The sequence below is a fragment of the Peribacillus sp. ACCC06369 genome (assembly GCF_030348945.1).
GTDB lineage: Bacteria > Bacillota > Bacilli > Bacillales > DSM-1321 > Peribacillus.
Genome location: NZ_JAUCEN010000002.1, coordinates 2,181,300 through 2,194,654, shown reverse-complemented (window position 1 = coordinate 2,194,654; position 13,355 = coordinate 2,181,300). Strand labels below are relative to the sequence as shown.

Below are 13,355 nucleotides of genomic sequence, written 5' to 3'. Positions count from 1 at the left end.
ATCAGTGGGTAAACCAGTTATCTTTATAGAATCCTTTGTGGTTATGTGCATTTTTTAAACAAATTGAAATAATGTATTTAAAAAACCTGTACCTTTTTAACCTTTGGAAAATTCCTTATTTATTCCATACCACTATACTGTTTTCGAAGAATAAACTTTTGAACCTTACCAGATGGGGTACGTGGAATTTCATCAACAAATGTGACCTTTCTAGGTTTTTTGTAGCTAGCAAGATGTTCCTTACAGTAATTAACAACATCTTCTTCCGTAAGTTTGGCTCCTTCTTTTTTAACAATAACAGCACATACAGCCTCAATGTATTTCGGATCAGGAATACCAATTATAGAAACTTCCTTTACTTCCTCATGGCGGTATAAGACATCTTCAATTTCCGCTGAGTAAATGTTTTCACCACCGCTTCGAATCATATCTTTTTTTCTGCCTGCAATTGATAGATACCCATCATGATCGAATTTTCCCATGTCTCCTGTTTTACACCACCCATTCACAAATGTTTCCATTGTGGCATCGGGTTTCCTCCAATAACCCTCAGAAACCGCTGGACTTTTAATAGCAATTTCACCAATTTCACCAACAGGCAAGGGCGTTCCATCCTCATCGATAATATTAATTTCTGTAAGTGGCATCGGCTTTCCAACGGTATGGCCTTTTGTAAAAGCATCCTGTGGTTCAAGCGAAGCCGCAATTGGTTGTCCTTCAGTTAACCCGTAAACTTGAACAACTCCAATTTGAGGAAACCTCTTTTTTAATTGTTCTAATGCCCATGGCATTAGCGGGTCACCACCTGTATAAATAGTTTTTAAAGATTTTAGCTGATACTCTTCAATTTCAGGCAAATTTAGCATTTCATAAATCATAAAAGGGAATAAAAAAGCATCGGTCACATTTTCCTGTTCAATAACGGAAAGAATTCTTCCAATCTCGAATTCTTGGCTTTTTGTAATTACTACGCTTCCACCCATCATAAGAATAGGAAGTGCGATATCTTCCATCGCTCCAACATGATATAGTGGTCCTGTCGTCATCGCAACTTCTCTCCCTGTAAATTTCCATTTCAGCGCTTGTATCGTGGAAAACCAGAAAGTTGTATCATGAGTCCAAATCGCACCTTTAGGTCTTCCCGTTGTGCCTGATGTGTACATAAGCATGACCGGATCGTTTAATTTAATGTTATCGACTTTGACCTCATCTACCGAACCACTTTCTAAAACACTCCATGACTCAGACCAACCTGGGATTGAGCCATTTCTATGAGGAAGACAAAAATATCGCTCAACAGAAACATGATTACAAACTGATTCCAGCTGATTGGATAAGTTCGAATGGAAGCATAATATTTTTGTCTGTGAATCATTTAATGCATACTCAAGCTCAGCACTTGATAGCCTAAAGTTAAGTCGAACGGCAATTGCGCCGATTTTCGCAATGGCAAAATATAGACTAAAATATTCGAGACAGTTGTAAAGTAAAATACCGACACGATCCCCTTTTCGAACTCCTAATTCGTAAAGCTTGTTTGCATACGCATTTGATATATGGTGGAGATCCATGTACGTCATTGACTTTCCTACTTCTTCTTTTATTGCTATTTTTCTATGATTTATATTATTTAAATCATTTGCCATTTTTCTTGTTATAAAACCGACATCCAATGAAATTCCTCCTTTTCAATGTAAGCAGATTCAAATTACAGATATCAAAGCGCTAAATTCAATAATGTTCAAAGTAATTGTTACTAAACAAGTGCCTCTAAAATGCCATTAAATTGACCACTCGTCTTTATCGATTCCTTCCTCCTTTCTTCTAATTTGAATGCAAGATTCATTCCAAAACGTAAACCCCCTATACTGACTTACTTTTCCTAATTATTGAGGAATATCCAATTATTTATTTTCTGATTTTTCAGAAAAGAATCAAAAAAAATCAACTGAAGTTAGATCAGTTGATTTTTTATTCATTAATTTTCATAATTTAAATAAAAATTAAATCTGTTCTATAGCCTTTTTTCTCCTTTAATGTAACTTTATCTACACTAATACGGAAATTAAAATTAAATCCGGGATTTCGGAATGAATTCTGAAATCCTGGATTTATTTTTATTGGTCAGAAATTCGATATTTTTTTATTTTATCGTAAAGGGTAGAATTCCCTATTCCAAGAGTTTCCGCAACCCGCTTTTTATCAAACTTAAACCTCCTTAACGCTCTTTCGATTGCCTTCTTTTCTGTTTCCTCCACAATATCCTTTAAACTTTCTTCTTTCATTTTAACCTTATGAACTTTTAGATAATCAGGTAAAGCATCTTTTCCGATTACTTCGTCATTTGATAGGTGAACACCTGCATCAATCACATTCTCTAGTTCTCTGATATTCCCTGGCCAGTTATATTGCTCTATTAATGAAAGCACCTCAGGATGTACAGAGGTTACTCGTTTTCCTATTCGAGCTGTGACTTTTTTAAAAAAATAATCTACGAGTAAAGGGATATCTTCAATTCTATCTCTTAAAGGAGGAACAAATAATTGGACAGCATTAATTCTATAAAAAAGGTCTTCACGAAATAGTTTTTCTTCAACCAATTTTTCTAAAGGGCGATTTGTTGCAGCAATCACTCGAACATTTAGTTTTTTTGGATAAAGCGAACCTACAGGCTCAAATTCCTTCTCCTGAAGAACCCTTAATAACTTGACTTGCATTTGCTGAGGCATATCACCAATTTCGTCAAGGAAAACAGTCCCACCATCAGCAAATTGAAACTTTCCTATTTTACCTCCCTTGTTTGCCCCTGTAAAGGCACCTTCTTCATAACCGAAAAGTTCAGATTCTAACAAGTGTTCCGGAATTGAAGTACAATTTATTTTCACAAGTGGTTTGTCGCTTCTCCCACTTAACTGATGAATGCTATGTGCTATTATTTCCTTGCCTGTACCGCTTTCTCCTCTAATTAGTACAGAGATATCACCTCTAGCAACCCTTTTCACACGTTCTTTTAACTGTTGTATTTCTTGTGAATTTCCAATTAAATTGTGTAAGGAATACTTTACTCCATTTGTAACATCTCTTTCATTTGTGTAAAAATTATGTTTTGTCAGTATCTCCTTAATGTGGCTATTCATTTTGTTCCAGTCATCAAGATCACGAAACATTATTGTCCCAATCGCACCAATTATTTCCTTATTTTCGATAATAGGAATGCGATTAGCGATAACAAAATCACCACGAAGAAAATGTATATCAGCGATTTCAGATTTACCTATTTGCACTACTAGGTGTAGCCTTGTATTTTCAATTATATTCGTCACATGTTCACCAATCACTGTACTGCGTTCAACATTTAAAAATTCACAATATTTATTGCTAATATATTGAATTTTTGCGTTACTATCGACAATTACAATTCCATAATATGTACTTTCAAACACCATATCTAATAGTTTATTATTGGATAATTGTCCAGTATTCATCATTAGTTCTCCTTTACCTAGAATTCTTTCCCATATAATACCACGCATTTCTATTTAATATATATTTACTAAGTGAAAATTCCCCAAAAATCACTGCTAAATAAAGTGTTCATTAAAAAGAATTCGGTGGAGTTTTATATGCCCTCTCTAGCGTAATCAAACGGATTATTTTTTCACTATAGATGATTTATGTAGCGCAAAAAAAAGCCTGGCAACCTTTTTTATAGTTGCTAGACTTAAGTTCATTTTTAAGATCAATCCCAATATAAACAACAATTTAAACGGATGCGCAAGGTCGTTCCTCCATGCCAATCATTTAATAGGCAACCAGGTCCCGCAGTGCCTTTTCCACTTTTTCAGGATTAACCATGAAGGATTTCTCCAATGATGGTGAATATGGCATTGCTGGAACATCCGGACCCGCAAGTCTCATGATTGGGGCATCGAGATCGAAGAGGCAGTTTTCTGCAATGATCGCCGATACTTCACTAATGATGCTCCCTTCCTTATTATCTTCAGTAATCAATAGGACTTTTCCTGTTTTAGATGCAGCTTCCATAATGGCTTCTTGATCTAATGGGTAAACGGTTCGTAAATCAAGTATATGAACAGATATGCCATCACTGGCCAGCCTTTCAGCTGCCTGTAGCGCAAAATGAACACAAAGGCCGTAAGTAATCACTGTAACGTCCTCGCCTTCACGTTTTACATCCGCTTTACCAATGGGTAATACATAATCATCAGTCGGCACTTCTTCTTTAATAAGGCGATAGGCACGTTTATGTTCAAAGAAAAGGACTGGGTCGTCATCGCGAATGGCTGCTTTCAATAACCCTTTCACGTCATACGGTGTTGAGGGCATGACAATTTTAAGTCCTGGTTGATTGGCAAAAATGGCTTCAACGGATTGTGAATGGTATAACGCCCCATGTACGCCCCCACCGTATGGTGCCCTGATGACGATTGGGCATTGCCAGTCATTATTGGAGCGATAACGAATTTTAGCAGCTTCTGAAATAATTTGGTTGATTGCAGGCATGATAAAATCAGCGAATTGCATTTCCGCAATCGGCCTCATTCCATACATGGCCGCACCGATGCCAACTCCTGCGATTGCGGATTCAGCAAGCGGGGTATCAATGACACGCTGTTCCCCGAATTGTTCGTATAACCCTGAAGTCGCTTTAAAAACGCCGCCTTTTACCCCTACGTCCTCACCTAATACAAATACACGGGAATCACGTTCCATTTCTTCCCGCATCGCCATTATCACCGCATCTATATAAGATATCACTGCCATTTTCTTTCCTCCTTACCTTTCTGCGTAAACGTATTTTGAGAGCGTGTCTTCATTCGCAAATGGAGCATTTTCTGCATAATCCGTCGCTTCGTTCACTACTTCCATTATTTCCTCGTTCATTTGCTTCTCCAGTGAATCATCCATGATTCCTGCTGCTTTTAAATAGGCAGCAAAAGTAATGATCGAATCCATTTTTTTTGCCTCCGATACTTCATCAGGCGACCTGTATTGACTATCATCATCATCGCTTGAGTGTGGTGTAAGCCTGTATGAAACCGTTTCGATTAAGCTTGGGCCTTCACCACGCCTTCCTCTCTCAGCCGCTTCTTTCACCACCCGGTATACTTCGATCGGATCATTTCCATCAACCGTCACCCCTGGCATGCCGTAACCAATGGCCCGGTCCGAAACTTTCTTGCAAGCCAATTGCTTTTCTATCGGGATGGAAATGGCATACTGATTATTCTCGCACATCAAGATGACCGGAAGTTTATGTACACCTGCGAAATTCGCTCCTTCATGAAAATCACCTTGGTTTGATGAACCCTCTCCGAATGTAACGAATGAAACAATATCTTTTCCTTCCATTTTTGCAGCGAGTGCAATCCCCACTGCATGTGGCACTTGAGTGGTAACTGGCGAAGATCCCGTCACAATCCGATTCTTTTTTTGCCCAAAATGCCCAGGCATTTGACGCCCGCCTGAATTTGGATCTTCCGCTTTGGCAAAACTGGATAACATCAAATCCCTGGCGGTCATCCCAAACGCGAGCACCACTCCTAGATCCCGATAATAAGGAAGGACATAATCCTTTTCACGATTCAATGCAAAAGCTGCACCCACTTGCGCTGCTTCTTGTCCTTGACAAGAAACGACAAATGGGATTTTTCCAGATCTGTTCAACAGCCACATCCGTTCATCTATACGTCTTGCCAACAACATAACTCTATACATCTCAAGCACTTTTTCGTCACTGAGACCTACCTGTAGATGACGGTTTTCAACCATATGTCATCATCCCTCCTATTACCTAATAATTAAAACATTTCCCCGTTAAAACCAGAATATTTTCCTCATATTGGCACCTTATTTAAAATGGGGCTCTGTGTCACAAATTACCAATCTTTCTTATTATCTGTCTGTTTGTCTCGCAAACTTAAGTCCTGTTATGTTCTACGGAAGAAAAATTCTATTATGTATACATGCTTGCCATTTAACACCCGTACATTCTCATTTGCGTTATCATCTACTATTATTACCTGGTACTAACTCAATATTATCCTAACACTTATCAGTTCACATTTTCAAGTTAATTTCACATTGAATGGTTTGTTTTCACGCGAAAGCCTCCCCTGACTTTAAAACCCATTTCCATATATGTAGCAAAGTCCAGATAACCCTGGGGTGTTGAAGTCGTTTTTTTGTTGACGAAGCGGAAAGATAGATGTAAATTAAAATGATTCATAAAATTAATTGTTCAATATAGAACAGTTTGAAAAAGAAAGAATGGTGATGTTGAGTGGAGAATGAAAAACAGTTGATGCGTTCCGTACAACTTTTGCGTTCATTTTGGAACGTGCAGAAAAATATAATGCGGTTCGTTCAAAAGACAACGGCAGAAAATGGGTTGACAGTTCCGCAATATTCCATTTTGATGGCCATCACTCTTCAAACGGAGATGACTCAAAAAACCGTTGGGGCGAAAACATTTCTTCCAAAAAGCACCTTGAGCCAAGCGGTTGATGGTCTCGTTCGGGCAGGTATGCTCCATCGCGAGCATGTGGAGGGCAATCGGCGTGAGATTCAGTTGTCAATCACCGAAACGGGGGAAAATTTATTAAAAACGATCCATTTTCACGAAGGAAGCATTCACCAAATTTTCCAATCGGCCATTGAATTGCTTTCGGAAGAACAGTTTGAAGAGCTGCTTGAAACGCATCTTCAAATTACAAACTTTTTAGAAGCACAAGCTACCCAACAGGGAGAGTGTACAAAATGATAAAAATCCTGAAAAATTTATCCGTTTATAAGTGGATTATTTCAGCAGTCATCGGACTGGTTTTTATTCAATCGATGTCGGACCTCTTTTTGCCTACATTAATGGCCGATATTATTGACAAAGGCGTCGTTCAAGGAGACACTCCATACATTTGGAAAATTGGTGGTTTGATGCTGCTGGTTTCCGCTCTTGGCGCTTGCGCTTCCATAATCGCAAGCTACTATTCGTCAAAAGCGGCTATGGGAATGGGACGCGATCTCCGGCTGAAAGTCTTTAATCATGTTGAAAAATTTTCGTTACAAGAATTTGATGAAGTAGGTACCGCATCATTGATTACTCGGACGACCAATGATATAACACAAGTCCAGCAAGTGGTTATCATGATGCTACGTATGGTTATCAGTGCACCTATCATGTTAATCGGCGGTTTGATCATGGCAGTATCCATGGATGCAAAATTATCCCTTGTCATTGTTGTCACAATGCCTTTGTTGATTGGGTCGATCCTGCTTATTCTATATAAAGGTGTGCCACTCTTTCAAACGGTGCAAAAACGATTAGACAGGTTGAACCTTGTATTACGGGAAAATTTAACTGGTATTCGCGTCATTCGTGCCTTCAATCGTGAAACACAAGAGAAGGAACGACTTAAGAAAGCGAATAAAGAATTGACGGATGTCTCGATCAAGGTCAATAAAATCATGGCATTCATGATGCCTGTAATGATGCTAGTAATGAACTTGACGGTTGTTGGTATCATTTGGTTTGGTGGAATTCGTATTGATAACGGCGGTATGCAGATCGGGGACTTAATGGCCTTTATCCAATATGTTATGCAAATTATGTTCGCCCTCGTTATGGCATCCATGATGTTCGTTATGGTTCCACGTGCGGCCGTGTCGGCAACAAGGATAAACGAAGTCCTTGACATGAAACCTTCATTCCTGGATGAGGGTACAGAAAAGGCAGATCGTGAACAAGGTACACTTGAATTTGAACATGTGACGTTCAGTTACCCAGGAGCAGAAGAACCTGCATTATCGGATATTAGTTTTTCTGCAAGTCCTGGTGAAATCACCGCAATAATCGGTGGAACAGGCTCAGGGAAAACGACGCTCGTCAATTTGATCCCTCGCTTCTATGATATTTCAAGTGGAACGATTCGCGTCAATGGTGTTGATATTCGTAAGTCATCACAAGATGAAGTTCGCTCAAAAATTGGCTTTGTACCACAAAAGGCCGTCCTCTTTACTGGTACTATCGCTGAAAACATTCGCTTTGGAAAACAAACAGCCACACAAGATGAAGTCGAGCATGCGGCTCGGATCGCGCAAGCGGAAGATTTTATCAGCAAAATGAAAGACGGATATCAGGCAGAAATCGAACAAGGCGGTTCAAACCTATCAGGAGGGCAAAAACAACGACTTTCGATCGCACGGGCACTCATTCGGAAACCCGATATTTATATATTCGATGATAGTTTTTCTGCACTAGACTTCAAGACGGATGCCAACCTTCGCGCAGCCCTGAAAGATGAAACGAAAAATTCGACAGTACTACTCGTTGCCCAACGTGTCAGTACTGTCGTGGACGCTGACCGAATCATTGTGTTGGACGAAGGCCACATTGTAGGTATGGGAACACACCAAGAGTTGCTTAGTACAAACGACATTTACCGTGAGATCGCCTTATCACAGCTCACAGAGGAGGAAATTGCATGAGTAATCAAAAAAAACCTCAAAGCGGCGGTCAAGTTGGGCATGGTCCCGGTGGCGGTAACATGATGATGATGGGTCAAAAAGCAAAAGATTTTAAAGGAACACTAAGACGCCTCTTGGCCTATTTAAAACCGCGGCGCAACAAATTGATTTCCGTGTTCTTCGCTGCAATCATGAGTACCATTTTTATGATTGTTGGACCAAAGATCATGGGAAATGCAATTACAGAATTATTCGAAGGAGCTTACGGGAAATTCCAGGGAATACCAGGAGCAGCTATTAACTTTGATAAAATTGGCCAGATCCTTCTACTGCTTGCCGGACTTTATGCCTTAAGCAGCCTTTTCAACTATGTACAACAATACATTATGTCAAGTGTTGCACAGGACACAGTATATGATTTACGAGAAGATGTTAACGAAAAGCTCGGGAAACTTCCTCTCAAATATTTTGAGGGACGTCCAAACGGGGAAACACTTAGCCGAATGACAAATGATATTGATACGATCGGAAGCACCCTTCAGCAAAGCTTAACGCAGTTCATCACTTCGATCGTAACGATTTTGGGGATTATCATCATGATGCTTTCGATTAGCCCGTTATTGACATTAATCTCGATAGTAAGCTTACCTTTGTCAATATTTGCAATCCGGCCTATTTTAAAAAGATCCCAAAAACATTTCGCCGATCAACAGCGTACACTCGGACAATTAAATGGGCACATTGAAGAAATGTATACTGGCCATCAAGTCGTTAAAGCATTCGGACATGAAAAAAAGGCGAGTGCCCAGTTTACCATGGTTAATGAAGAGTTGTATAAAGCGGGAAGCAAAGCTCAGTTTATATCCGGTATCATCATGCCCATGATGTTCTTTATCGGAAATTTGAGTTATGTACTCATCAGCGTTGTCGGCGGAATATTGGTAACGCAACGTTCGATCTCGATTGGTGATATTCAGGCATTCATCACATATTCAAAGCAGTTCACCCAGCCGATCACACAGACAGCTAACATCGCAAACATTATTCAGTCGACGGTTGCAGCAGCTGAGCGTGTCTTTGAGCTACTTGATGAAGAAGAGGAAATGAAAGAAAAAACCACAGCTAATATAAAGAGAGCAAATGGTGCTGTCACTTTTGAACATGTGGACTTTGGATATGGGGAAGAAATGTTAATTGAAGATATGAACATCGATGTCTTGCCTGGACAGACGGTCGCAATTGTTGGACCGACTGGTGCTGGAAAAACGACCATGATAAATCTCTTGATGAGATTTTATGAACTCAATGGCGGAAAGATTAATATTGATGGTCTTGATACACGGAATATGTCCAGGAGTGATCTTCGAAAAAACTTTGGGATGGTGCTTCAAGATACCTGGCTCTTTAATGGCACGATTAAAGAAAATATAGCATATGGCAAAAATGGAGCAACTGATGAAGAAATTTTTGCAGCTGCCCGCACGGCACATGCCGACCATTTCATTCGGACACTGCCAGATGGGTATGAGACAATCTTAAACGAAGAAGCTTCTAACATCTCACAAGGACAAAAGCAGCTTTTGACAATCGCCCGAGCTGTTCTAGCAGATCCACCAATCATGATATTGGATGAAGCGACGTCCAGTGTTGACACTCGGACCGAAGTCTTTATCCAAAAGGCCATGAACCGACTCATGGAAGGACGAACTAGCTTTGTCATCGCCCATCGTCTCTCAACGATTAAGGATGCAGATTTGATTCTAGTTATGGATCAAGGAAAAGTGATAGAGAAAGGAACACATTCAGAACTTTTAAGGGTGAATGGTTTCTATGCAGAGTTATACAATAGTCAGTTCACTGAAAATGTAGCTGGATAATATGAAAGAGGCTCGATTTCCAAACGAAATCGAGCCTCTTTTTATCAATTTATCTCCACAACCAGCATAAGCGCTTTAACTAATAGCTCCAATCAGTCATCCATGAAGCAAATAACTTATAAGATGCGTCAATACTCCCTTTTATTGCCTTTTTTCACAAATTCCCAATCTACCTCAATATTTTTTCTGACCCTTTGAAGAAGATGAAAAATCAATTCCGTTTCGTCCCTAGAAAATCCGGTTAATGCCACCTTGTCGGTATACTCCCCTTCTTTCTGTAAAAAGGGATATACTTTTTCACCTTTATCAGTAGGGTATAACTTTTTGATTTTTTTGTTGTCAGCATCATCTTTCTTTTCAATAAAACCTTGTATCTCAAGTTTTTTAATTGCACGAGCTGCTGTCGTTCGGTCAACCTTTATCATTTCTGCTACCTTTTCCTGAATGATTCCTGGATTTTCACATATTCGTACAAGATACAAATACTGCCCTTTTGTAAGGTCTAATTCTTTAAATTCGATATTACTTATAGAATCCAATGCCCTTGCTATCATTCCAATTTCACGGAGTATTTCCTTCATTCAAAAAGCTCCCGACTTTTTTGTTGTATTTACAACAAAAATAATTTCGTATATACTATAAAAAGGATATACATATATTATGACTTGTCTTACTGAATAAATCTAGAAAAGGGATGAAGAACATTGGATTCAAAGAGAATAACTACAGAAAATGATTTAAAAATAGCCTTTCAAATCAGAAAAGAAGTATTTGTCGAGGAACAAGGTTTCCCTTTAGAAAGTGAATTTGATGAATTTGATACACTTAATGCTTTATCTGAACACATATTAGTCTATTATAATGAAAAACCAGTCGGAACTGGTAGGTTAAGAGTTGTTGATGGTTTAGGTAAATTAGAGAGAATTTGCATCTTAGAGCCTTACCGTAAATTTGGTCTTGGAAAAATAATAATTAAAACATTGGAAGAAATTGCAAATAAAAAGGAAATATCCCAGGTTAAATTACATGGGCAAACACAGGCAGAGGGTTTTTATAAAAAACTTGGCTATCACACTTCATCCGATGTCTTTATGGAAGATGGCGGTCCACATCTTTTGATGATAAAAGAATTAGTTAATGAATAAGTGTGTTAAATGCGAGTAAAACAAATATTAACCTTTATCTGATGGGGATCATACTATTAACCCTTGGTTGTTCTTTAACCATTCAATCAGACCTATCATGATATTTCTAAATTCGCTTTTAAAAAAAGGCAATGACCAGAATTATTGGGTCTAGTAACTGCTTTAATAACAGGTCTTGTTATTGATGAATGAATACACCATTCAAAAACATTCATTTATCTTTTCTTCTTAGTTATGGCAGTCATTTTCAGGATCAATTGGTTTCGGAACTTTATTAACCGTCTGTTTAGGGGGCCCGATTCTTAATTACTTCACCTTATTAATTGAAGGTTCATTTAAAAAATCCAGTCCATCCGCGAATAGATATCAAGATAAAAACCATTCTTTATAGAATGGTTTTTAAATATTTTAATCCCTTTTAATAAAGCTTAAAAAACAGAAGCGATCAAACGCAAAGACTTTAGTTTCCGTTAAGATGATAAGACTACATTGGGTAGCATTAAGAATTAGCACGAACAAAAAGGCAAAGCCCTTTATAACTCGACATGTTATAAAGGGCTTGTATATTTATATTTTTTACATAACGGGTGCTTTTTCATGAACAAGCGGGTGAAGGGCCTGAGTTTCATCAATGTAAACAAAAGCATCATATCTATTCGACATTACAGAAGGTACATAGTTTCCATATTGTTCATATTCCGGTCTGTAAACAACTCCAATCGCCCGATGTCCAATACTATCTTGGAATAGCTGACGATTTTCATCGGTGAAAATGAGCAACTTATCATTCGCCCCCGAAAGGTGCATTGCCTCCTCCCAACTTCCATTCATTGCCGGGGGTACTGTTTTTATTTCAAAATCCATGCCCCACTCATCTGCTGCAATAACAGTTCCCCTGTAGGTTCCGAAACCTGTGATAAATACATCTTCAGTTGGGTTTTGCTCACGAATGACCTGGCCGACATTAATCATCCCGGAATCCTTCATATCAGTAGCGCTGGCATCGCCGACATGGGTATTATGTTCCCATACAATCGCCTTGCCTTCTGAACCGTAAAAATCCATAATTTCATTAAGTGCATCCACCATATGCATATCTCGAATATTCCATGATCTATCGTCATGAACCACCATAGTCCTGTAATAATTTTCTGCATTATAAGCTACCAATGCATTCACTTGAAGATTCAAATTCAATTCCTCGTGATGGGGGTATTTTTCTTTTTTTCTCTGAATGGTTGTCAGTAATTTGGCTACTTCCTCTATGCAGCCTTCAGAAAAAATGCCTGCGGAAACTGCGTACTCTTCGTTATTCCGATTGAATGGCTCAAAGCATGTGAACGCCTGTCTGGCAGCTTCGAGGTCAGGTGAATCTATTTGTTTTAAGTAATGGATGACTTCATCCATGGATTCCCAAAGACTATAGATATCTATCCCATAAAATCCAACTTTCGTTTGTTTTTGTCCAGATTCATTGTATTCTTTCATCCATTCAATCAGGTCGATCATTTCCTCGTTTGCCCACATCCAGGTTGGCCAGCGGTCAAAACTTTTAAGCACATCCTTTGCGGTTTTCGTCACTAGGTCATAGCCTTTAACATATCTATTAATTGCCTGACATGCGGGCCAATCGCCTTCAACGGCTACAAAGGTGAACCCTTTTTCTTTAATCAGTTTTTTTGTTATTTCAACTCGGGCCGTGTAAAATTCGGATGTTCCATGTGATGCCTCTCCCAGCAAAACAAATTTTGAATTTTCAACTTGTTGAACGAGCTTACCCCAATCACCATCATTTGTAAGCGGTACTGAATGTTCGATTATTGATTGAACCAGATTATGATGCACAGTT

The 13,355-nt window shown here is 38.8% G+C and carries 10 protein-coding genes; 4 read left to right on the top strand and 6 right to left on the bottom strand.

The features are described 5' to 3' along the window. Positions 1-119 precede the first annotated feature (119 nt). From QUF78_RS11575 to QUF78_RS11560, 4 genes are all read right to left on the bottom strand, one after another. The gene (locus QUF78_RS11575; protein ID WP_289324753.1) at positions 120-1,673 is read right to left on the bottom strand and encodes an acyl-CoA synthetase; all 1,554 of its coding nucleotides are present in this window, start codon (positions 1,671-1,673) and stop codon (positions 120-122) included. A gap of 444 nt (positions 1,674-2,117) precedes the next feature. Beyond that, positions 2,118-3,488, bottom strand: a complete 1,371-nt coding sequence (locus QUF78_RS11570; RefSeq protein ID WP_370014722.1) for a sigma-54 interaction domain-containing protein — start codon at positions 3,486-3,488, stop codon at positions 2,118-2,120. Positions 3,489-3,801: 313 nt separating this feature from the next. Next, positions 3,802-4,785 carry an alpha-ketoacid dehydrogenase subunit beta gene (locus QUF78_RS11565; RefSeq protein WP_289316730.1) on the bottom strand — a complete coding sequence of 328 codons (984 nt, stop codon included), beginning with the start codon at positions 4,783-4,785 and terminating at the stop codon, positions 3,802-3,804. Positions 4,786-4,797: 12 nt separating this feature from the next. Further along, positions 4,798-5,793, bottom strand: coding sequence for a thiamine pyrophosphate-dependent dehydrogenase E1 component subunit alpha (locus QUF78_RS11560; protein ID WP_289324751.1), 996 nt, complete (start codon positions 5,791-5,793; stop codon positions 4,798-4,800). Between the two features lie 511 nt (positions 5,794-6,304). On the opposite strand from QUF78_RS11560, the gene QUF78_RS11555 reads away from it, so the two are divergent. The 3 genes from QUF78_RS11555 to QUF78_RS11545 are packed head-to-tail and all read left to right on the top strand — an operon-like array spanning position 6,305 to position 10,361. Continuing rightward, positions 6,305-6,784: a MarR family winged helix-turn-helix transcriptional regulator gene (locus QUF78_RS11555; protein WP_289324750.1), complete on the top strand. Its 480-nt coding sequence runs from the start codon at positions 6,305-6,307 to the stop codon at positions 6,782-6,784. Further along, positions 6,781-8,505 (top strand): ABC transporter ATP-binding protein, encoded by a 1,725-nt coding sequence (locus tag QUF78_RS11550; RefSeq protein WP_289324749.1) that lies wholly within the window; start codon positions 6,781-6,783, stop codon positions 8,503-8,505. The genes QUF78_RS11555 and QUF78_RS11550 overlap by 4 nt, the downstream gene beginning before the upstream one ends. Beyond that, positions 8,502-10,361, top strand: coding sequence for an ABC transporter ATP-binding protein (locus QUF78_RS11545; RefSeq protein WP_289324748.1), 1,860 nt, complete (start codon positions 8,502-8,504; stop codon positions 10,359-10,361). Before QUF78_RS11550 ends, QUF78_RS11545 begins: the two co-directional genes overlap by 4 nt. A 128-nt stretch (positions 10,362-10,489) precedes the next feature. Here QUF78_RS11545 and QUF78_RS11540 read toward each other — a convergent pair whose 3' ends face one another. Continuing rightward, complete coding sequence (locus tag QUF78_RS11540; protein WP_289316735.1) at positions 10,490-10,942, bottom strand: MarR family winged helix-turn-helix transcriptional regulator; 453 nt, start codon at positions 10,940-10,942, stop codon at positions 10,490-10,492. Positions 10,943-11,065: 123 nt separating this feature from the next. Between QUF78_RS11540 and QUF78_RS11535 the strand changes: the two genes are divergently transcribed. Beyond that, complete coding sequence (locus QUF78_RS11535; RefSeq protein WP_289324747.1) at positions 11,066-11,506, top strand: GNAT family N-acetyltransferase; 441 nt, start codon at positions 11,066-11,068, stop codon at positions 11,504-11,506. Between the two features lie 576 nt (positions 11,507-12,082). On the opposite strand, the gene QUF78_RS11525 is transcribed toward QUF78_RS11535, so the two are convergent. After that, positions 12,083-13,351, bottom strand: coding sequence for an erythromycin esterase family protein (locus QUF78_RS11525; RefSeq protein WP_289324746.1), 1,269 nt, complete (start codon positions 13,349-13,351; stop codon positions 12,083-12,085). Positions 13,352-13,355: the final 4 nt, after the last annotated feature.